This is a genomic window from Lactonifactor sp. BIOML-A5 (genome assembly GCF_009677585.1).
Taxonomy (GTDB): domain Bacteria; phylum Bacillota; class Clostridia; order Lachnospirales; family Lachnospiraceae; genus Lactonifactor.
The window spans coordinates 1-22,795 of the sequence record NZ_WKYV01000041.1; the positions used below are offsets into that span (position 1 = coordinate 1).

Below are 22,795 nucleotides of genomic sequence, written 5' to 3' on the forward strand. Positions count from 1 at the left end.
CCATTACACAAACTTTATTTGGAACGCAATTTGGTTAATAAAAGAAAACTGGCTCTGGGATACAAAGCCCAAAACCAATTTGTCTACAGTCTGAGTCAATATATTAAAATTATTTTATATAATTTTAATATATTGACTTTTGGTCATTTTGACCTAATAATATAAGATAGAAATGGGGGAAACCTATGAATAAATTAGAAGAAAACAAAAAGAAAAAGAAAGATGCACTGCTGAATACTGCTTTTGAACTGTTTATCACCAAAGGCCTTCAGAAAACCACCATATCTGATATTGTACAGCAGGCGGGGGTGGCAAAAGGAACCTTTTATCTCTATTTTACAGACAAATACGATGTCCGGAATAAGCTGATCTCCCATAAGGCAGGAAAATTGTTCTATGATGCACACGAAGCCTTGTCTGGAACAGGTATCACTGATTTTGAAGAACAGCTTCTGTTTATTGTGGACTATATCATTAACCAGCTGATAGAAAACCAGTCTCTGCTCCGTTTTATCGCTAAGAACCTTTCCTGGGGGGTATTCCGCAAGGCCATTGACGTTAAAGTATCCGATGAGGAATATAACGTATATGAAGTATATTACAAAATGGTGGAAGACAGCCCAAAGCACTACAAGAATCCCGAGTTAATGCTGTTTACTATTGTAGAACTGATTGGAGGAACCTGCTATAGCTGCATTCTCTATAAAGATCCCGTACCCATTGACGAATACAAACCGCATTTGTATCGGATTATAAAAAGTATAATGAACGATTTTGCACATTAAGACAGGAAGATTAGTACTAACATTTCCCCTCTGATGAAGCGGGCGTTGTAGGCAGCAATCCCACAGTATCCGTGAAGGTGGAAACAAAAAACGGTAATATTGAGGTAGAACAATGAAGCAAGAACTTTTTTCTGCTGTGTAAGAAATCACAGGCAAAAAAAACAGAGAGTATACCACTGTAAAGTGATGAACTCTCTGTTTTGTTGCACTTGTTCGCCAGCCCTTAATATTACTTTGTTTTCAATGTTTCCTTATAGGCATTCATCCAAAGATGTTCCCTTTTTATGTCTTATTCATTAAAGTTAATGTACCCCTGCAGCCAGATAACCCCTTTAAACCGCCTCCCAGGCTGAGGCTCTCCTAACAGGTCGTTTTTGTTAATACAAACATCAAATTGTATATCGTTGCACAATATACTCATCTCATAGACTGTATCACCGGTTTTAACATTTTTAACTTCAGAACAGTCTACAATATCTCCCATAACATTGTACTGGTCACATTCAATGCCATAGGGCATAAAATAAGAATCTACTATTGAATATACGTCTTCTTTTACAATGCGCCTGGAAATCATAGCATACATGTCTATATCTTCCATCGTCAAACTTTCCATTGCATCTTCATCCCCGTTGCGGGCAGCAGCCAGAAGACGGTTTCTGTTAGTAGCTGTTTCCTGATTCTCTTTTACCTGACCGGACTCCTTCTTTACAGGAAGAAGTATTTTTCCTTCCTTTGCCAAACCCGATATGGTTACTGAATAATTGGAACCGGGAATATTTCCCTTTCCCCGCTCACTCAGGTATTCTCCTGCATTCTGCAGATAAAATATCATTGTTACTCCAATTCTCACATCATCACATGCCCCGGCAAAGGATTCCTTTCCGGCATGCTTTTCTATAATTATGTCTTCCCGGGTAGTGATTCCTGTTCCTCTGAAATGGGGAAAATAATATTCCATCTGAAATTCATTATTCTCGTCATATTCACCGCACACCGTAATTCCATAATCACATCCATATATTTTCGATATCTCTGCAAATAAGTGTCCGTTTCTGTCCTCTACGACCGTTTTTTCATCATAATTATCTATCACTTCTTTTAAAATCTCATCCAGTTCTTTCTTATTTTTGATATTCGAAAAACCAATGGATTTCATATAACTATGCAAAAGAACACCTCCTCTCTCGCCTTACATTCTCTTATATATACTATATACAAATAAACTTGTGCATATTTTACTAATAACATTTACATAAATGTGTTAACATAACTATTTTATCTCTGTTTTTCCGCCCATATAAGGCTGAAGTGCCAGAGGAATCTTAACGGTACCATCCTCCTGAAGATTATTTTCCAGAAATGCAATCAGCATTCTCGGGGGTGCAACCACTGTGTTGTTCAGTGTATGGGCGAAATATTTGCCCTTCTCTCCGTTCACCCTAATTTTCAGACGGCGTGCCTGAGCGTCTCCCAAGTTGGAACAGCTTCCTACTTCAAAGTATTTCTTCTGTCTTGGAGACCATGCCTCAACATCTATAGATTTCACCTTAAGATCCGCCAGGTCGCCGGAACAGCATTCCAGTGTTCTCACCGGAATATCCAGTGTTCTGAATAAATCAACGGTGTTCTGCCATAACTTCTCAAACCACATCATACTGTCTTCCGGCTTACAAACCACAATCATTTCCTGTTTCTCAAACTGATGAATACGGTATACGCCCCTTTCCTCTAATCCATGGGCACCTTTTTCTTTTCTGAAACAGGGAGAATAGCTGGTAAGTGTCTGGGGTAATGTATCCTCCGGCAAAATAGTGTCTATAAATTTTCCAATCATAGAATGTTCACTGGTTCCTATAAGGTACAGATCTTCGCCCTCAATCTTATACATCATGGCATCCATTTCAGCAAAGCTCATAACTCCTGTTACCACATCACTTCTGATCATAAAAGGAGGCACACAATAAGTGAATCCTCTGTCAATCATAAAATCACGGGCATAAGAAATCACTGCGGAATGAAGCCTGGCGATATCCCCCATAAGGTAATAAAATCCATTACCCGCAACCCTTCTGGCACTGTCTAAATCTATGCCGTTAAACTTCTCCATTATCTCCGTATGGTATGGAATATCGAAATCAGGCACTACAGGCTCCCCATACTTCTGAACCTCCACATTTTCGGAGTCGTCCTTTCCAAGAGGCACTGAGGGATCAATAATGTTTGGTATCACCATCATGATCTTTTTAATTTTTTCTTCTACTTCTTTTTCTTCCTGTGAAAGAGAATCAATTCTATCCCCATTGTCTGCTACCTGTTTTTTTATCTCTTCAGCCTCTTCCTTTTTCCCCTGGGCCATAAAGGCACCAATCTGTTTGGATATCTTATTCTTCTCTGCCCTTAACGCCTCTACCTCTTTTTTAATATCCCTGTTTCTCTGATCCAATTCCAAAACCTGATCCACAAGCTCTAATTTATTGTCCTGAAATTTATTCTTTATATTTTGTTTTACCACTTCCGGGTTTTCACGCACAAATCTAATATCTAACATGACATGTTCCTCCTGATAGCCTTTATCTAGTTTACATAATATTTACTTATGATTTACATAATTAAATTTCAATATCTTCTACCAATCCAAAATTAACAGCTCTTTTCAGCGCTTCCATCTCTTCCTGGCTCAGCATAATGTAGGATTCCCCTTTCACAATTTCCTTGATATATAAAAAGCAATTTTCTCTGCTGTGAATTGCATTCAGGATAAATCCTGAATTATCGTTGTCAAGCATAGCCAAAACAAAACTCAGCTTTCCGCCCATATCCTCAAAGGCATCATACTTAACAATTCCATATTTATTGAGGGTTTTCTCCATACATTTCTTTAGTTTCTTAATTTCAAGATTATTAATATCATTTGCTTCTATTAAACGATCTACTTCTGCAAATTTGCGTACAAATGTTTTTTCCAGTGACTGGGCATCCTTCCCCTTCATAAACAGGTTATACTTCCGGCTCAGCCGGTTAAGACCCAGGGATAAATTAAAGACAACAATCAGTAATATTATCACCAATAATATCATTAATACTAAAAGAATACCCGAATTTTCCTGGAGTGTACTTATTATTTCGCTCATATGTGTTATACTCCCTCATCTTATCCGATAGACTCCAATAATTCAATGATCCTTTCCAGTTCATCCTTTGAATAGTATTCTATCTCTATTTTCCCCTTATTATCATTTTTCCTGTTGATAGCGACCTTAGTGCCAATAATTGATTTAATTCTCTCCTCCAAGTGCTGGTATATAATATCCTGCGTGGTGTCCTTGGTAACTTCCTTCAGCTTTTTTGGGTGTAACAGCTCTTTTACCAGTTTTTCAGTCTCTCTTACACTTAATTTTTCATCAAACACTCTGGTAGCCGTGACATATTGCAGCTCCGGCTCCTCAATCGCAAGGAGTGCCCTTGCATGACCCGTACTGAGCATCTCATCAATTACCATTTGTCTCACCTTTTCATTTAATTTTAACAGGCGCATGGAATTGGTAACCGCAGTACGGCTCTTTGATACTCTGTCAGCTATCTGATCCTGTTTTAAATGAAATTCTTCCATTAATCGTTTATAGGCAATCGCCTCTTCAATAGGATTTAGATTCTCCCTCTGAATATTTTCTATCAGAGAGATCTCCACTGTCTCTTGCTCAGAAAACTGTTTAACAATCACAGGCACTTCCCTGATACCAGCTAACTTAGCTGCCCTCCAACGTCTCTCACCTGCAATAATTTCATAATAGTCATCTTTTTGCTGAACTAATAACGGCTGTAAAATGCCAAACTGTTTGATGGAATCCGCAAGTTCCAGAAGCGCATCCTCATCAAACTGCTTTCTGGGCTGCTCCCTGTTAGGTTCAACCTTTGTAATTTTAACTTTCATTATATCTCTTGGAGATAACTTGTCCTCTGAAGCAGCTGCTGACGACTGTTGCTCTTCTGAAGAACTTACTTTCTTAGGCTTTACAGCTGCTGCTGTAGGTATCAAAGAATCCAATCCCTTGCCAAGACCGCTTTTCCTTACTGCCATTCTTCGTCCTCCCTATGTAATACTTCTTCAGCCAGAAGTCTGTAGCTTTCAGCGCCGGCGGACCTGGAATCATAGAGATTAATAGGTAATCCATGACTGGGAGCCTCAGCCAAGCGCACATTTCTGGGTATAATTGTCTTATATATGGATTGCTGTAAATTATTTTTGACGTTTTCAACAACCTGCAGTGATAAATTTGTCCTTGCATCATACATGGTAAACACCACGCCTTCTATTTCCAACTCAGGATTTAGACGCTCCTGCACCAATTCTATTGTATGTATCAGCTGAGTCAATCCTTCTAATGCATAATACTCACATTGTATAGGTACTAAAATCGAGTCAGCTGTAGTCATTGCATTAATAGTCAATATACTTAATGATGGAGGACAATCCATAATAATAAAATCAAACTGATCTCTTACCCTGTCAATTTGATTTTTTAGTAAAAACTCTTTGTTTTCTATTCCAATTAATTCAATTTCTGCCCCAGACAGATTCACATTAGATGGAATCAAAGAGAGATTTTCTATAACATTCTCTATTATACAATCAGATAACTCACATTCATCCAACAGTAACTCATAAAGAGTGGCTTCTACTCCCATTTTATCAATTCCTAACCCACTGGTAGTATTCCCCTGCGGATCAATGTCAACAGTCAAAACTTTCTGACCCATCTCGGCCAGACACGCAGAAAGGTTAATTGCAGTAGTTGATTTCCCAACGCCGCCTTTTTGATTAGCAACGGCTATGATTCTTCCCAATTAATACCCCTTCTTTCCACTTGTAATCTTGCATATTTATATGACTGTTTCATTATATCACTTTTATACTATGATTTCTATAAAAATGTTTCACGTGAAACTTTTTTATAGGAATTATATAAATAGGAATAGTTTTGTTCTTTGTTTTGGTTATATTTATTGTTATTACTGCACATATTTATAGTCTTTACTAAATTTATCATTTTAAACATAATAGATGAAAGTATATCTAGGAATGTTTCACGTGAAACATTCCCTGTTTTCATATGAGCTTAAAACTTGCTTGAACATTTCTCCTTGTATAATCCCCCTCAATGTTTTATAATATAAGTACTAAGACTCCGAAGGAGGTACCCATCTGATGAACAAACACAAACATAAACTTATCACAACGGCAATTTTGTTTACACTGGCAACAGGTGTGATTCATATTATCAATAAGCTATTGTTTGCATCCGCAACAATGAAAGAATTGCTGAGAGGAACATCAAGAAAGTTTTATGAATGGAGATTTGGACGCATTTATTATACCAAACAGGGACAGGGCTCGCCGCTTTTATTGGTTCATGATTTGACAGTTTATAGTTCTGATTATGAATGGAATATTATTGTGGATGAACTTACGAAAAACTATACTGTCTATACCATTGATCTCCTGGGCTGCGGACGTTCTGATAAACAAAATATTACCTACACCAATTTCATTTACGTACAAATGCTGTCTGACTTTATAAAAAATATTATTGGTGAGAAAACTGATATTATAGCCAGTGGATTTTCCGGTTCCTTTGCTGTGATGGCCTGTCATAATGACGAAGAGCTGTTTGGCAAGATTATGCTGATTAATCCTCCTTCTTTAAACGAATTGAATCAGGCTCCAACGAAAAAAACAAAAATATTAAAATTTTTATTGGAACTGCCTATTTTTGGTACACTGGTCTACAATATGATTACTGCAAGGGAAAATATTGAACTGTTATTTACAGAAAAGTATTTTTATAATCCATTTCTTGCAAATAGCAGACTGGTGGATATTTATTACGAAAGCGCACACAAGGGGGAGCACAACGCAAAATATCTTCACTCCAGTATAATCGGCAGATATACCAATAATAATATCAATCATGCACTGGAGGCTATTGATCATAGTATTTTTATTGTGTACGGAGCCGAAGAAAAGAATGCAAAAGAAATCTGTTCTGCTTACGTACAGCTAAACCCTGCTATCGAAACTGCAGTCCTGTCAAAGGCAAGGCATCTTCCTCAGTTGGAAACTCCAGGCAAACTGCTGGAACAAATATCTATATTTTTTTCATAATAAAATGTGGAGATCCCTCCTGTAGGAGAGATCTCCACATTTTAAGCGATACTAGACTGTGCATTATTAGAACTGCTTACTTTTGTGTATCTGTTAACAGATTATCCAGCTTTTCCAACATTTCTCTGACGTCCATTTTATTCACTAACAAATAATTATTATGATTATCAATAGTTAAATAAAAATTACTGTCATAAGCATAATAGGCTACGTCTGTCTCTTCACCACTATCTTTGTCATAAAACTTTATCGTCAGTTCGGGTTTTGAAGCTACTTCCGGCATACTGTCAAGTCTGCTGTTTGATTCCATACCGGATACTTTTTCATAAAAAGCCAGAAACTCTGCAGAGTCTATTTCCTGATCATTCATATAGTATTTCAGCTCTGTTTTCTGCTCTTCCTCGTCCTCAGTATTGTCTTCTTCAGAGGACTCTACTTCCACTGATTTACTCACCACTGTATAGACCGTTTGATCTTTTACAACCTCAAGTTTCGATAAATCGGCAAAGGATACTTTGTTAACATAAGTATCTAAGTAAGGAGTAATATCATCATCTAACAGGGTATTCAGTTCCTCTGCACTTATAGTATAAATCCCCTGTACTCCCTCAGTTTTTACATAGTAGTTACCGCTCTCATCTTTTTTTCCCACGGATATTACCAACTGTCTGTCTACAGTTGTCTCCTGACTATCTCCGGATGTACCACTATCTTCAGAGGATTCTTCGCTGCTCTCATCTTGTACTGTCTCTGTATAATCTGCTGTAATTACCGCAGTGGGATTTGTAAGTCCGTATTGTTCCAGACTATCTTCCTTGTAGTTAACATAACTAGTAAAAGAAAGACTGGAAAGCTTTGTAAATGTATTAGAAACTGCATCACTTGCAGCTGGTTTTGTGGTTCCGTCCCAGCCGGTTACCGTCCACCCTGTCTTCGAATTACTGTCTTCATTAAGCACAAATTGGCCGTCCTCTTTATCTATCCTATACTTGGTTATACTAGAGCTTGTGATAGCAGGAAATGAAGCCTTCTCGGCAAGATCATACAGTCCGCAGAGAAAAGACGTTTTCAGCTCTGAATCTATAAGATATACCCTGTCACTTGCATCATTAAGATACATATAGCAGCCTGATACCACTGTATTATCATCTCCAATATAGAAGGAAGTCTTCTCGCCATCCGTACCAGTAACAATAATACTTGTCTGGGGATCCTCCAGCCCATATTCCCCCAGATTTTCCGGCTCTTCAATCGTCCGCAAGGCCTGCACATCACTTAACTTTGACAGTAAGTCAGATAAGGACGGCTGATCTACAGGAAAATTCTTATCTGCTTCTAAATACCATATATTGTCTTCTTGGATAAAAGTCAGCATGTTATCCTTTGCACCAAAAGATACAGAGGCCATATCGGCTTCTTCCAGCGCCGCCACAGAGGAGGTTTTTACCTCCTCCTCAGTGTCCTCCCCATCCTTATTTCCGGAATGCAGCATTAGATACAAAAGGACAAGTAGAACTAATAGTACAATTCCTGCAATTAACGTTATCCCTTTTTTTCCTCTCATCACTGTTTTCTCCTTTTTAACCAGATACCGCCTCCCAGAAGTAATACAGCAACAGGCAGTACGCCGATGCAGAAAATACTCCAAAAGCTGCTGTCAGCCGCGGAAATAGTTAAGTTACTTAATTCCATAGATTTCACAGGGACAGAAACTCCTTCTGTATGCTCACACATCCATCCCAAAGAGTCAGTGATTAGCTGAAAATTGCTTCCGGATACCATCTGGTTTGTCTGATCACTAAAAAGACTTTCCGATGAAAAATATACAATCTGTGTTTCTTTCCCTTCCCCTACAGACTCTGTAATTGATACTCCCAGATTAAAGGGGCCGCTGATATCTCCCTCTTCCTTTTCCAGGGTAGAACTTTCTACATTTACCTTAGAGTATGCGTTATCTGAAGTAGTAAGAAGATTTTCAATTTTTAGACTGTCTCTGTAATTATCCAGGGTCTGAATTCCCTGAGCAACCGGCATTAATATATAATTGTTTCCGGACGACAATTCTGAGGTTATGTCTGTACTTTCAATGTTAGGAAGAATATAAGTAGGATTATTGGAAATATAATGATTCTGATCTCCTTCAAGTACAATCCCATCACAGGTTTTTACTCCGTAATTCTCAAGAACTGATGCAAAATTAGGCATTTTCTCCGACGAATAACTAGATACAATGAGAGCCTTGCCTCCCCCTTCCAGATAACTGATAATCTTATCTGCTTCCTCCTCTGAAATATCTTTTGCAGGTGCAAGGATACAGATTGCATCTGCATCTTCCGGCACTGCATCTTCGGTTAACAGATTAAGATCAGCAATAGTAATATTCTGCTTTGCAATGGCATCCTTCAGGTTTGTACTTATGGCTGCCTCCTCATGCCCCTGAAGTACATACATAGTAGGAAGATCTTCAGATGTCACATAGTCTATGGCACTTGTGATCTGGCCTTCCCCGTCAAACCCGGTCACCTGTGAAGAATAGGTAGTATAATCAATATCACTCTCATACATGGTATTGTAGCTGACAACCTTATTTCTATCTCCGCATACAACTATAATGCTGTTATCGCTCACCTCATCCTGAGTATATTGTGACGTGAAGTTAGGGTATAGCGCCGGATCCTTCTTTTCCACCTTGATGTGACTGCTTTCATCCTTATATCTCTCCAGCAGTCTCTCGATATCACTGCTCTCTCTACCATCCTGTACAATATAATATAAGGTTACGTCCTCCTTTAACTCTCTGAGAACTTTTTTCGTCTGATCTCCAATGGTATACAATTTTTGCTCACTTAAATCTAACTCTCTGTATTGTGCCGGAATCTCCTGTACCACCAGATTCAAAACAACAATAACAGCGATAATCACTGCTGTAATTCCAATGCTGTAAGATCCATTTTTAATGTTTTTCCTATTTTTCTTTCTGTTATTAAAATACTCTTTACAATTGATTTTCTTCATTCCTTCACCCCCTAGCTCCAGCGTCTCTTCTGTATTGACTGAACAGTGAGGAACACAAAAATCAGTATGATGGATAACATATAAACAATGCCGGATAAATCAAGTATACCTCCAACAAAGCCATCAAAATGTCCTGTTATATTAAATATTTCCATAAACTTCTGAATCGCTCCTTCAAAAAGGGATGATTTCCACAGAAACAGCCCAAAGGTGGCACCTGCCATTATTATACCGGCGATAGAAGTTACCAAAGTGTCTTTTGTCATTCTATAAATAATCAGACAGATAATTACCGCCGCAATAAGAATAGATACCAGAGAGGCGGACGCTGTCTGGGCTATAAAAGACTCTATCCCCTGTATCACATTACAGACAAATAATACTGCAAATGTCAGGACTGCTGCTATAATTTGACTCTCTGTTATGGAGGAGATGAATAATCCAACTGCAATATTCCCACATCCCATTAAAAAAAATCCAAAAATTGCCGTATATGCCATAGGATAAGATATTGTCCCATATTTCCCCATAATCAGAGGATAGGTACATATAATAGCCATAGGTATGAATAAAATGGTTACCATTCCCAGGTATTTGCCGCATACAATTTTCCATACAGACACTGGGGCAGTAAACAATAGCTGATCTGTTTTTTGTTTTTTCTCTTCAGCAAGTATACGCATGGTAAGTACAGGCGTAATAATCAGAAATACAAAGCTTACTGCACTTAAAGTCACTCCAAATTCAGGGTAAGCCGACGTCAGATTATAAGCTGTAAAATATACTCCTACTATAGCCAGAACAAATGCTATAAATACATACCCAATCATAGAGGTCAGGTATCCCCTTAATTCCTTTTTATAAACTGCTAACATTTTCTTCCTCCTTGTCGTCTGTCAATTTTAAGAATACATCCTCCAGTGACATATTTGTGGACTGCATCTTTAGAATCGGACACTTTCCGTCGGCAAGGGCAAAGAAAATATTTTCCCGTATATCCTCCTGTCCGTTGGTCTTTATGGTTATTTCATGTGCATTTTCTATAGGCGAATTGTGAAAGACTGCATCCTCGATGTGCTCTACGAGATCCAACGCCTTCCTTATATCTTCTTCCTGCCCTTTTACAGTAAGCTCCAGAGAATTGGATCCCAGCATCAGTTTACTTAGATTATCCGGCGTATCACTGGCCACTAATTTTCCATGATCTATAATAAGTACATAATCGCACACGGCGCTTACTTCTGATAAAATATGTGAACTTAATATAACCGTATGTCTCTTACTCAAACCTTTAATCAAATCACGAATCTCTATAATCTGTTTGGGATCCAGTCCAACCGTAGGCTCATCCAGTATAATTATCTCCGGATATCCAAGAAGAGCCTGGGCCAGTCCTACACGCTGCTTATAACCTTTTGAAAGATTTCTTATCAGCCTGTGATTCATATCCTCCATCTTTGTCTGTGAGATTACATTGCAAATTTCCTTCTCCCGCTCCCCTTTTGGTATTTTTTTCAGTTCAGCCGCAAAGGACAGGTATTCCCACACCGTCATCTCAGGATATATGGGGGGGATCTCCGGCAGATATCCTATACACTTTTTTGCCTTTTCAGGTTCCTCAAAAATATTATAGCCATTAATGTAGACTTCACCCTCTGTAGATGCAATATAGCCGGTTATCATATTCATGGTTGTGGACTTTCCGGCCCCATTTGGACCAAGGAAGCCGTAGATCTTGCCCTGTTCAACCGTAAAGTTAAGGTGATCTACCGCTGTCTGCTGGCCATATTTTTTTACCAGGTTTCTTACTTCTATCAAAATTTTCCCTCCTTTAATTTGTTAGCCATTTATAATTTTATTTACATTGTGTGATGGAAATTAGGAAAAATTGTGATAATTATGTGAAAAGTTTGTGTGCAGAGAAATGTATGTTTGAAGCAGAGGAGACGGAAAAGAACTGGTTCCCCTGGGATATTGAAGGCCATAGGAGGGGGTGAGGGCAGGTATAGATGACCATTCGAGGCTGCGCTTGCCTCAGCTAACTGCCTGGCCGCTCACTAAGAAGCTCAGGATAGCCTTCGCTTCTAAATGATCGCCGGCAGTGGATCTTCTGCTCGCTCCGCTTAACCTCATGGTCATCTATACCTGCCCTCACCCCCTCCTATGGCCTTCAATATCCCAGGGGAACCAGTTCTTTTCCTGGCTGATACAAAATTCACGTATAGAAATAGCGGTAAAGTATTAAATTTTACAGATCTTGTACATTCATGGTATTCATAGAATCACATGATAGGCTCCCTGGTTGGGAGGCCGGCTTTTCGGGGATATTTCTTGGGGGTTGGCGTTTGTTTTATAATTTTTATGAGAGAGCGGGTGATGCCGCTGTTCATTAGAGGAAAGGTCGCCGGGGGAGCCTGACAGCCGCCCAGGGTTTTTATGGCTTTTTGGGCCTGTGTCAGTTCTTCCTCAATGGTTCCTGACTTGTAGGAAATGAAGCATCCCCCAGGTTTAACATAAGGCATACAGTATTCGGTGAGGGATGCAAGATTTGCTACAGCCCGGGATACGCTTACATCATAGGAGTCTCTGTGCTCCGGTTTTCTGGCTATATCCTCTGCACGGCCATGTACTGCCGTTATCCCCTCCAAGCCTAACTGTCCGATGACCTCATTCAGAAAATTAATCCTTTTATTTAAGGAATCCAGGAGGGTTACCTTAATGTGAGGGAATGCTATCTTTATGGGGAGCCCCGGAAATCCAGCACCAGTACCCACATCAATGAGAGAACTTACCTGAGACAGATCGATCACTCTTGTAACAGCCAGACTATCTGCAAAATGCTTTAACAATACATCTTCCCACTGGGTGATGCCAGTTAGATTCATTACCTTATTCCACTCAACTAACAGTTCATAATATCGGATGAACTGCTGCCTCTGCCTCTCAGACAATTCCAGACGGAACTCTTTGCAGCACTGTTCTAATATTGATAAATTATAATCCATTTTATTCTCCTGATCTTTACTGTTTTACACAAAATTTATTTCCATAGACAAGAGTTATCCACATAATTATTTTTTTATACACACAGATGTGGACATCTCACCCAGATTTATCTTGCCAGGTGGATCATCTCTGGTTATATTTATACTGTTCCAAATACACTAGGAGGACAGATATATCTGCCGGTGAGACTCCTGATATTCTGGATGCCTGGCCTATAGAGACAGGACGGTACAATTTTAATTTCTGTTTTGCTTCTATTCGAAGTCCTCCCACAGCATCATAATCTATTTCTTCCGGTATTTTTTTTGATTCCAGCTTTTTAAACTGCTCTACCTGTTTTAACTGCCTGCGGATGTATCCGTCATATTTAATATTAATATTCACCTGCTCTGCCACATCCCAGGGAAGCCGGGGCCTTTCAGGATCAACAGGAGCCAAAAGCTCATAAGAAAGTTCAGGCCTTCGTATTAATTCTGCCAGGGTTGTCCCTGTTTTAAGAGGGGTGCTTCCATAGGATTCCAATAATTCCTGCACTTGTCTGGATGCACCTATATTTCTGTGCTCTACACGCTTGATTTCCGCCTCTATCTGCTCTTCCTTTAACACCAGCCTGTCATACTCTGCCTGTTCTATAAGACCCGCCTCAAATCCTCTTTTACGGAGCCTCAGATCCGCATTATCCTGCCTGAGAAGAAGTCTGTATTCTGCCCTGCTTGTCATCATACGATAGGGCTCATGATTCTCCTTTGTGACCAGATCATCAATCAGCACACCGATGTAGGACTCTGATCTGTCCAGAACCATCATCTCTCTGCCTTTTATCTTTAACGCAGCATTTATTCCTGCCACCAATCCCTGTGCCGCAGCTTCCTCATACCCGGAACTGCCGTTAAACTGTCCCCCGCTGAACAGACCTCTTATGTTCTTGAACTCCAGAGTAGGATTCAGCTGCCTTGGATTAATACAATCATATTCAATCGCATAGGCATTCCTAACTATTTTCGCATTTTCCAGTCCTTTTACAGACCGGTACATTGCCTGCTGGACATCCTCCGGCAGGGAACTGGACATTCCTCCCACATACATTTCAGTAGTGTACAGCCCCTCAGGTTCTATAAATACCTGATGCCTGTTTTTATCAGCAAACTTTACCACCTTATCTTCTATAGACGGGCAGTATCTGGGGCCGGTACCCTCTATCATCCCGGAGAACAAAGGGGATCGATCCAGGTTTTCCTTTATAATTTCATGGGTTTTCTCGTTGGTATATGTCAGCCAGCAGGAAACCTGCTCTATCTGGACATCCTCCGGATTCGTGGAAAAGGAAAACGGCACAACCTTTTCATCCCCCAACTGTTCTTCCATTTGAGAATAGTCTATACTTCTGCCATCAATTCTGGCAGGAGTCCCTGTTTTAAACCGGAACATTTCCACACCAAGCTTTTTCAGAGAATCCGTAAGATAATTAGCAGCCTGCAGTCCATTAGGTCCTGTATAGGTGCTCACATCCCCATAGATACATCTGGCCTTTAGATATGTGCCTGTACAGAGAATCACTGCTTTTGCCATATAGGACGCCCCCGAAAACGTCTTGACTCCTCTGATGGCTCCGTCTTCGGCGAGCAGCTCTGTAACTTCCGCCTGCCTGACAGTCAGATGCTCCGTATGTTCCAGAACCTCTCGCATAGTCTTGCTGTAATTCTGCTTGTCTGCCTGAGCCCGGAGAGAATGCACTGCGGGGCCTTTTGATACATTCAGCATCTTAGACTGAATAAACGTCTTGTCTATAATCTTCCCCATCTCTCCTCCCAGGGCATCAATTTCTCTTACCAGATGTCCTTTAGAGCTCCCCCCAATATTGGGATTGCAGGGCATAAGGGCAATGCTGTCCACGCTCACAGTAAACATAATGGTCTCCATCCCAAGCCTGGCACTGGCCAAAGCAGCCTCACATCCTGCATGCCCCGCTCCCACTACCACCACATCATAATTTTCTATTAAAGTATTCATTCCTTATCGCTCCTGTTTCTACTTTCCTGTACAGAATTTGCTGAAAATTTCATTTACCAGATCTTCGCCCACAGACTCTCCTATGATTCTTCCCAGGGCTTCATACGCATTCATTAAATCAATAGAATAAAAATCCTCAGGCATGCCCGTTGATATACTCTGTTCTACCATAGTCAGACTTTCCATAGTCTCAAAAAGAGCAGTTTTGTGACGTACATTGGTAATATACACTTCATCGTTAAAGGAAATCTTTCCCTGAAAGAACATGTCCCTGATGACCTGTTCCAGCTCACCGATCCCCTTCTCTTCCTTAGCGGATATTGCAACCACAGGATGATTCAGCCTCTTCTTTAACTCCTCCTTGGATACCTTTATAGACAAATCTGTCTTATTCAGAAGAACAATTGCTTTTTTATCCTGAAGCATTCCTATAATCTCATCATCATTTTCGTCTAATGGTATCGAAGAATCCACTACATAAAGAATCAGATCCGCATCTTTTGCGTACTCTTTCGCCCTGCCTACCCCGATCTGCTCAACCACATCCTTTGTATCCCTAATCCCCGCGGTATCAATCATACAAAGGGAAATGCCGTGGAGTATAATTGTCTCTTCCAGAATATCTCTGGTAGTCCCCGCAATATCTGTAACGATCGCTCTCTCTTCCCCCACAAGAAGATTCAGCAGAGAGGATTTGCCGGCATTAGGCTTTCCGACAATAACTGTTTTAATCCCTTCCTTCATCATTTTTCCTTCATCTGAGGACTGCAGAAGTTTTTCCACTTGTTTCTTTAAGGGATGCAGCTCTGTCATCAATTCTTCCCCATATCCGTCTATTACAATATGCTCCGGATCATCCAGAGCAGATTCAATATAAGCAATGTGATAGATAATCTTTTCTCTGATTTGTCTTATAACCTTAAGAACAGCTCCCTTGAGCTGACTTACTGAGCTCTTCAGAGCATATTCACTCTTGGCCGAGATCACATCTATAACTGCCTCCGCCTGGGAAAGATCAATTCTTCCGTTCAAGAAGGCTCTTTTTGTAAACTCTCCGGGTTCTGCAGGTCTGGCTCCATACTTGATCACTGTCTCCAATACCCGTTTCATAGCCAGAACTCCCCCATGACAGTCTATTTCCACAGTATTCTCAGCCGTATAGCTGGACGGTCCGTCCATTACCATAACCAGAACCTCATCAATGGTTTCCTCTCCGTCACAGACAAATCCATAATGTATCGTATGTGATTTTACCTTCCTGATATCTTTTTTCCCGCTCCTGGATCGGTATATTCTGCTGACAATTTCTCTTGCATCCTCACCGCTGATCCTAACAATACCTATTCCCGATGTACTCATAGCGGTAGCAATTGCAGCAATGGTATCGGCCATATTAATTCCTCCTGTACTCCAATATAAAAAAAGTTACCCCGGGAGAAAGCACACGTCTGCACGCGTTATTCATGCTTTCACCTAGAATAACTTTTATATAATTTATTATTTTTTAAGCTTAACTACAACATGACGGTAAGGTTCATTTCCCTCACTATAGGTCTCCACATAACGGTTTCCCTGAAGCGCGGAATGAATAATACGTCTTTCATAAGGATTCATAGGTTCCAGCGAAACAGCCTTTCTTGTCTTTCTCACCTTATAAGCAATGCTCTTTGCAAGATTTTCAAGTGTCTCTTTTCTGCGGCTTCTATAATTCTCTGTATCCAGTTTTACACGAATGTAACCCTGTTTGCCCTTATTGACTACAAGACTGGTGAGATATTGCAGGGAATCCAGCGTCTGTCCTCTTTTTCCGATAAGAATACCCATATCATCGCCGGAAAAATCAATATCCAGATTCCCCTCTTCCTGATGATATTCCATCTTAATGACAACTTCCAGATTCATGGCATGAAATACACCATCCAGGAACTTTTTAGCCTCATCTTTAATGTCTTCTACTTCTTCCTGAGATCTTTGCACTGCTTTGGGTTCCTCTGCCGCCTTAACCTCAGCCTTTTCCACTTTAGGCTCAGACTTCTTCTCCGGTTTTGGTTCCGTTTTGGCTTCTTTTTTTACTTCTTTCACAGGCTTCTCTGTAGGTTTTTCTTTTTTCACTTCCGGCTTTTTCTCTGCCGCTTCCTCCATAAAAGGATCCTGCTCCGGTTTCCTTCTCACTCGAATTCTAGCCGGCTTACTGCCAAATCCTAAAAAACCTGAGCTTCCATGTTCCAATACTTCTATCTCAAGATTTTCACTTGAAGTTTCTAATTCAAGACATGCATTGGTAATCGCCTGATCTACCGTTTTTGCTGAGAATTCCTTGAAATCCATGACAAATCCCCCTTACTTGTTTACTGTTTTTTGTTCTTCGACTTATTCTTTTCATCAAACTGAGCTACCATATTTGCTTTTGCCGCGATACTGCCGGGCTTGGCATTCGCAGCTCTCTTATAATAATCCGTGGAATTCTTCACAGCCTGCTCCCGGTCCTCCGGAGTTTTTCCTTTTGTCTTAGGCTCGTCAATATTCCTTACATTCATTCTGGCCTGCTGAGAGATTTTCTGAGGAGGCAGTCCTGCTTTCTCTCTCTTCTTATTCATCTTCTCCAGATTCTTCTTAACAAGCTCGTCCATGTCTTCCTTCTCCAGCAGCTTATTGATTACAAACTGCTGTACACTACGGATTACCGCACCGGCGATCCAGTAGATACCGATACCAACAGGGAATGTAAAACACATAACAGCAGAAAACAGAGGCATAAAAGTATTCATACTCTTCATGGTAGCTTCCATCTGTGTAGACTGCTTATTCTTATCATCGCCCTTGTTGCTATTGTTAAATGCCATAGAAAGCTTAATATTCAGAACCTGTGTCAGCCATGCCAAAACAGGGATTAATATAGCTCCAACAAGTAATATATATTGATGTGAAACAAAACTTGACTTTATAACAGACAATGGATTATCTGCGATATTCAGACCCAGGAAATTCTGCATGGGAGACAGCTTATCAGCTGTACTGGCAATGGTATCTGAAAAACCGGAAAATTTTCCAATCTCTGACAGTTTGTCCCACTGGGTTGGGGAAAGATTATATAATAAATCTATAATCGAATCCTTGGTTGCTTTTCCATTATCCAGGATCAGACGTACAGTCTTAATCTTCTCGTCATCCAGAAATGTCTGAAGTATATCCGTATACCCGCCAACACCCATAATCTGAGTGATTACTCCGTCAAAAGTAGCTTTAATTCCTGTAACATAACCCGGAATCTTATAGATAACCTGATATAATGCAAACAGTATGGGCATCTGAATCACTAACTGCAGACAGCTTCCGGTAGGGGATACGCCGTATTTCTGGTAAACCATACTGGTCTCTTCCTGCATCTTCTGCATGGACACCTGATCTTTTTTATTCTGATATTTCTTCTGAATCTTCTGTAACTCTGGCGCCATAACTGCATTCAGCCTGGAAAACTTCTGCTGTTTGATCTGCAGGGGCGTCATTAAGGTATAAATTACTAATGTGAATAAGATAATACAAAGACCGATATTTGTAACACCCAGGCTATAAATAGCATTCATCAAAAGTCCCAGGATATCTGCAAACCATTTGATAATGGGCATTGTACTCTTTGTCAATAAAATACTCAAAACAATTTCCTCCTTAACCGACTACTCGCCGTTATCGCTTCTTAGGATAACTCATCCTTACCTTTACGGCACCGGGTCATAACCCCCATGAGAAAAGGGGTTGCACCTGAGGATCCGCCAACAAGCTAACATAGATCCCTTAACAGCACCATATTTTTGAATTGCTTCTAATCCATACTGAGAACAGGTAGGTATATAAGGACAACGAGTTCTCTTTAATGGGGATAAATATTTTTGATATAACCTAATCATTTTGATTAATATCGTTTTCATTTTCCTGCCTTTTTGTAATACGGTGAAGCTTTGCCAAATGCAAAAGTGCACTTTCAATATCCCTGAATTTCCTGTCCTTGGCATTTACTCTCACAATAATCACCATATCATATCCACTACGAAATACTTGTTCATGCAATCGATAACTTTCCCGAATCAACCTGGTCAGATGATGCCTCACAACACTGTTTCCGACTTTTTTACTTACCGAAATTCCAACTCGATTTCTTTCCAGCTGGTTTTCCATTACATACATAACAAGATATCGATTTGCAAAAGATGTTCCCTTCCTGTAAACCACCTGAAAATCTCTATTCTTTTTTAACGACTCCGAATATTCCATAGTACATTCCTTTAATTAAGAAGTTTCTGATCTTTAAGAGAAGAAAAGACCACATATCTGCGGTCTTATGCTGATAATTGCTTTCTTCCTTTTAATCTTCTTGCAGCTAAAACTTTTCTTCCACCTTTGCTGCTCATTCTCGCTCTGAAACCATGAACCTTAGCTCTGGATCTCTTTTTCGGTTGAAATGTCATTTTCATAAGTCTGGCACCTCCTTTATCTTACCAAATATCTATCATATATGGCTGATTATTCTATTATGCATGATTGAAAACATCATTTCAATTATATGCACAAAACACTAATTCGTCAAGAGGAAATATTATATTTGTAATAAGTTTGGAAAAATTATTTAAACCAGCTGTCTCCTTACGACACCCCAAAATAACAAATTCCACAATAAAAAGTTATCCCCTGACATTTTTTATAGTTTACGTAACTTTATCCACAAATTGTGGATAACATGTGGATAACTTTGTGGTTTCATGTGTAAAGATCCCCCAATATTCTCAAAAACCCTTATTTTCTCCATAATTCGACGTGTGTGTTATGGGTATAAGTTATACACACTTTTCACATCATATCAAAGATCTTCATTCTTATGGAAACTTTATCAACATTCTATACACATTTTTTCATTGCGAAAATTCACGATTTATTATAATATATAAGAAATGATGAATTAAAATAGGTGGATTCCAGGAAATGATTGAATGAAGATTTTCAGACAATCATTTATTGTTGTGTTTATCCATGGATAAATTAAGTAGCTTAGAGTAGGAGATATGGTAATGAATATAATAGAAGAAAAATGGACGGAGATACTTAATACAGTGAAAGAGGAACACGAACTCACCGATGTTTCTTTTAAAACCTGGCTGTTGCCATTGACTGTGCATACTGTGGAGAATGATACCGTAACCATCCTGGTTCCATCAGAACAGTTTATTACTTATATTAGTAAAAAATTTACTCTTCCTTTAAAAGTTGCCATTAGTGAAATCACTGGGCATGATTATGAGATCGCATTTATTTTGCCGGAAGATGTAAAACAGGATAAGACAGCTGCACCCGCAGCTTCTTCTAATTTAGGGAATACTGCGGAAAAGGCAAACCTGAATCCCAAGTATACCTTTGATACCTTTGTGGTGGGAAGTAACAATAAATTTGCCCATGCAGCTTCCCTCGCGGTGGCGGAGTCCCCCGGTGAGATTTATAACCCCCTGTTTCTGTACGGAGGTGTTGGTTTGGGGAAAACACACTTGATGCATTCCATAGCCCATTTTATTTTAGAGAGGGATCCCCGGTCAAAGGTATTATATGTGACTAGTGAGGTCTTTACCAATGAACTGATTGAGGCTATCCGGAACGGCAATAATACTACTATGACAAAATTTCGTGAGAAATACAGAAATATTGATGTACTTCTCATTGATGACGTTCAGTTTATTATAGGTAAGGAATCTACACAGGAGGAATTCTTCCACACCTTTAATGCTCTGCACGGAGCAAAGAAGCAGATTATTATATCTTCAGATAAGCCGCCGAAAGATATGGAAATTCTGGAGGATCGCCTTCGTTCCCGTTTTGAATGGGGGCTGATTGCAGATATTTCCTCCCCTGACTATGAAACCAGGATGGCAATTCTCCGAAAGAAGGAAGAATTGGACGGGTATGACATAGACAAAGAGGTTATTGAATATATCGCAAGGAACATAAAGTCTAATATTCGTGAACTGGAAGGCGCTCTGAATAAAATTATGGCATACGCGAATCTTGAGAAGAGAGAAGTAAACATTGAGCTGGCGGAGAAAGTATTAAAGGATATTATTTCTCCCAATGAAAAAAGAGTAATTACCCCAGAGCTGATCATAGATATTGTAGCTGAACATTTTGATATTTCAGCCTCAGATTTAAGCGGTACTAAAAGGAATTCCAAAGTTGTTCTTCCCCGGCAGATTGCCATGTACCTCTGCCGGGAAATGACAAATGTAACACTTAAAAATATAGGGAAATGTCTCGGCAACAGAGATCACACCACAATTATGAATGGCTGCAGCAAAATTGAGTCGGAATTAAGTAAGAATAATGAAACCATCAGCAGCACCCTTGATATCCTTAAAAAGAAGATTAATCCAGGTAAGTAGGGTGGTAGAGATCAATTATCCACAAATGCCGGTTGATCTCATGTTAATAAGAGGTGGAAATGTGTGTACAAGTTGATCTCTCTTTTTGTAATGTGAATTATCAACAATTCATACACCGGGAATCCGGATATTTCCCACATCCTTATCCTTAAGCTAAACCCTCTGGTTATCTGGGGTTAAAGTAGTTTTTCACATATTCACACCCTCTACTACGGATACTACGGATTATTTATTATATTTATTTGTTTAAGCCACTTTTTCACATGAAGGGAGTTATACACATTATGAAAATATCTTGTTCCAAAGGGAATCTACTAAAAAGTGTTAATATAGTTATGAAGGCAGTACCCTCGAAAACTACAATGCCTATACTGGAATGTATTCTGATTGATGCTTCTGCTGGGGATATCAAATTTACATCCAATGATATGGAGCTTGGGATCGAGACAAAGGTAGAAGGCACGATTATTGAAAAGGGTATCATTGCTCTGGATGCAAAGATCTTTTCGGAGATAGTGCGAAGACTTCCTGAAAATGAAGTTGTCATTACCACCGATGAAAAACTGAATACTTTAATCACTTGCGAGAAGGCAAAGTTTAATATCCCTGGAAAATCGGGAGAGGATTTTTCCTATCTTCCATTTATAGAAAGGGATGAGTGTATAACACTTTCCCAGTTTACTTTAAAAGAAATCATTCGGCAGACCATCTTCTCCATTGCTGCCAATGAAAATAATAAGCTGATGACGGGAGAATTGATCCAGATTCAGGAGGATACGCTTCGTATTGTTTCTCTGGACGGACACAGAATCTCAATCCGTAAGGTTCAGCTAAAGGAAGCAGCGAAGGATCGGAAAGTAGTGGTACCCGGAAAAACACTCAACGAGATCAGTAAGATCTTATCCGGGGAAGCGGAGGATATGGTTCATATTTTTTTTACAGACAGCCATATAGTATTTGAATTTGATGAAACTGTGGTGGTGTCCAGGCTGATCGAGGGTGAGTATTTCAAGATTGATCAGATGCTGTCCAGTGACTATGAGACTAAAGTTAAGATTAATAAGAGAGAATTTTTAAACTGTATTGACAGAGCTACGCTGTTGGTAAAAGAAAGTGATAAAAAACCGATTATTATCCAGATTTCAGACGGATCTATGGAGCTTCAGATCGATTCTCAAATTGGATCCATGGATGAAGAGATCGACATTGAGAAAGAAGGGAAAGATATCCTGATTGGATTTAATCCCAAGTTCCTTATAGATGCTCTGAAGGTCATAGACGATGAAGAGGTAAGTATCTATCTGATGAATCCAAAAGCGCCCTGCTTTATCAAAGATGAAGAAGAACAATATATTTATTTAATTTTGCCGGTTAATTTTAATGCGGTGAACAGATAG

At 39.6% G+C, this 22,795-nt stretch carries 20 protein-coding genes and 1 pseudogene; 4 read left to right on the forward strand and 17 right to left on the reverse strand.

Annotated elements, in window-relative coordinates; all coding sequences use genetic code 11:
* The first annotated feature begins 185 nt into the window (after nt 1-185).
* Nucleotides 186-785 carry a TetR/AcrR family transcriptional regulator gene (locus GKG41_RS21375; protein WP_154262055.1) on the forward strand — a complete coding sequence of 200 codons (600 nt, stop codon included), beginning with the start codon at nt 186-188 and terminating at the stop codon, nt 783-785.
* A 289-nt stretch (nt 786-1,074) separates the two neighbouring features.
* On the opposite strand, the gene GKG41_RS21380 is transcribed toward GKG41_RS21375, so the two are convergent.
* The 5 genes from GKG41_RS21380 to GKG41_RS21400 form a co-directional block, all read right to left on the reverse strand.
* Nucleotides 1,075-1,956: a DUF3881 family protein gene (locus GKG41_RS21380; RefSeq protein ID WP_154262059.1), complete on the reverse strand. Its 882-nt coding sequence runs from the start codon at nt 1,954-1,956 to the stop codon at nt 1,075-1,077.
* A 102-nt stretch (nt 1,957-2,058) separates the two neighbouring features.
* Nucleotides 2,059-3,336, reverse strand: a complete 1,278-nt coding sequence (gene serS / locus GKG41_RS21385; RefSeq protein ID WP_154262061.1) for a serine--tRNA ligase — start codon at nt 3,334-3,336, stop codon at nt 2,059-2,061.
* A 61-nt stretch (nt 3,337-3,397) separates the two neighbouring features.
* Nucleotides 3,398-3,919 carry a DUF4446 family protein gene (locus GKG41_RS21390; protein WP_072851170.1) on the reverse strand — a complete coding sequence of 174 codons (522 nt, stop codon included), beginning with the start codon at nt 3,917-3,919 and terminating at the stop codon, nt 3,398-3,400.
* Nucleotides 3,920-3,939: 20 nt separating this feature from the next.
* Entirely contained in the window at nt 3,940-4,866 is a 927-nt protein-coding gene (locus tag GKG41_RS21395; protein WP_154262064.1) for a ParB/RepB/Spo0J family partition protein, read from the reverse strand.
* Nucleotides 4,857-5,633: an AAA family ATPase gene (locus tag GKG41_RS21400; RefSeq protein ID WP_154262067.1), complete on the reverse strand. Its 777-nt coding sequence runs from the start codon at nt 5,631-5,633 to the stop codon at nt 4,857-4,859. The genes GKG41_RS21395 and GKG41_RS21400 overlap by 10 nt, the downstream gene beginning before the upstream one ends.
* A gap of 361 nt (nt 5,634-5,994) precedes the next feature.
* On the opposite strand from GKG41_RS21400, the gene GKG41_RS21405 reads away from it, so the two are divergent.
* The gene (locus GKG41_RS21405; RefSeq protein WP_154262070.1) at nt 5,995-6,951 is read left to right on the forward strand and encodes an alpha/beta fold hydrolase; all 957 of its coding nucleotides are present in this window, start codon (nt 5,995-5,997) and stop codon (nt 6,949-6,951) included.
* 76 nt (nt 6,952-7,027) lie between these two features.
* Here the strand turns inward: GKG41_RS21405 and GKG41_RS21410 are convergent, their stop codons facing one another.
* The 12 genes and pseudogenes from GKG41_RS21410 to rpmH form a co-directional block, all read right to left on the reverse strand.
* A complete protein-coding gene (locus GKG41_RS21410; protein ID WP_154262078.1) occupies nt 7,028-8,515 on the reverse strand; it encodes a DUF4340 domain-containing protein in 1,488 nt (495 codons plus the stop codon).
* A complete protein-coding gene (locus GKG41_RS21415) occupies nt 8,515-9,966 on the reverse strand; it encodes a GldG family protein (RefSeq protein ID WP_154262081.1) in 1,452 nt (483 codons plus the stop codon). Before GKG41_RS21415 ends, GKG41_RS21410 begins: the two co-directional genes overlap by 1 nt.
* Nucleotides 9,967-9,977: 11 nt before the next feature.
* The gene (locus GKG41_RS21420) at nt 9,978-10,841 is read right to left on the reverse strand and encodes an ABC-2 transporter permease (RefSeq protein WP_154262083.1); all 864 of its coding nucleotides are present in this window, start codon (nt 10,839-10,841) and stop codon (nt 9,978-9,980) included.
* Entirely contained in the window at nt 10,825-11,784 is a 960-nt protein-coding gene (locus GKG41_RS21425) for an ABC transporter ATP-binding protein (RefSeq protein WP_154262087.1), read from the reverse strand. The genes GKG41_RS21420 and GKG41_RS21425 overlap by 17 nt, the downstream gene beginning before the upstream one ends.
* Nucleotides 11,785-12,248: 464 nt before the next feature.
* A complete protein-coding gene (rsmG, locus tag GKG41_RS21430) occupies nt 12,249-12,971 on the reverse strand; it encodes a 16S rRNA (guanine(527)-N(7))-methyltransferase RsmG (protein WP_154262090.1) in 723 nt (240 codons plus the stop codon).
* Nucleotides 12,972-13,095: 124 nt separating this feature from the next.
* A pseudogene (mnmG, locus tag GKG41_RS21435) lies at nt 13,096-15,035 on the reverse strand (tRNA uridine-5-carboxymethylaminomethyl(34) synthesis enzyme MnmG).
* Nucleotides 15,001-16,374, reverse strand: a complete 1,374-nt coding sequence (gene mnmE / locus GKG41_RS21440) for a tRNA uridine-5-carboxymethylaminomethyl(34) synthesis GTPase MnmE (RefSeq protein ID WP_154262108.1) — start codon at nt 16,372-16,374, stop codon at nt 15,001-15,003. Before mnmE ends, mnmG begins: the two are co-directional and overlap by 35 nt.
* Before the next feature lie 105 nt (nt 16,375-16,479).
* Complete coding sequence (jag, locus tag GKG41_RS21445; protein WP_154262111.1) at nt 16,480-17,310, reverse strand: RNA-binding cell elongation regulator Jag/EloR; 831 nt, start codon at nt 17,308-17,310, stop codon at nt 16,480-16,482.
* Between the two features lie 20 nt (nt 17,311-17,330).
* Entirely contained in the window at nt 17,331-18,635 is a 1,305-nt protein-coding gene (locus tag GKG41_RS21450; RefSeq protein WP_226903100.1) for a YidC/Oxa1 family membrane protein insertase, read from the reverse strand.
* Between the two features lie 63 nt (nt 18,636-18,698).
* Entirely contained in the window at nt 18,699-18,908 is a 210-nt protein-coding gene (gene yidD / locus GKG41_RS21455) for a membrane protein insertion efficiency factor YidD (RefSeq protein WP_206671807.1), read from the reverse strand.
* Nucleotides 18,880-19,251, reverse strand: a complete 372-nt coding sequence (gene rnpA / locus GKG41_RS21460; protein WP_154262118.1) for a ribonuclease P protein component — start codon at nt 19,249-19,251, stop codon at nt 18,880-18,882. The genes yidD and rnpA overlap by 29 nt, the downstream gene beginning before the upstream one ends.
* A gap of 65 nt (nt 19,252-19,316) precedes the next feature.
* Complete coding sequence (gene rpmH, locus GKG41_RS21465; RefSeq protein WP_072851143.1) at nt 19,317-19,451, reverse strand: 50S ribosomal protein L34; 135 nt, start codon at nt 19,449-19,451, stop codon at nt 19,317-19,319.
* A 591-nt stretch (nt 19,452-20,042) separates the two neighbouring features.
* Between rpmH and dnaA the strand changes: the two genes are divergently transcribed.
* Entirely contained in the window at nt 20,043-21,398 is a 1,356-nt protein-coding gene (dnaA, locus tag GKG41_RS21470; RefSeq protein ID WP_154262127.1) for a chromosomal replication initiator protein DnaA, read from the forward strand.
* Between the two features lie 284 nt (nt 21,399-21,682).
* Nucleotides 21,683-22,795, forward strand: a complete 1,113-nt coding sequence (gene dnaN / locus GKG41_RS21475) for a DNA polymerase III subunit beta (RefSeq protein WP_154262130.1) — start codon at nt 21,683-21,685, stop codon at nt 22,793-22,795.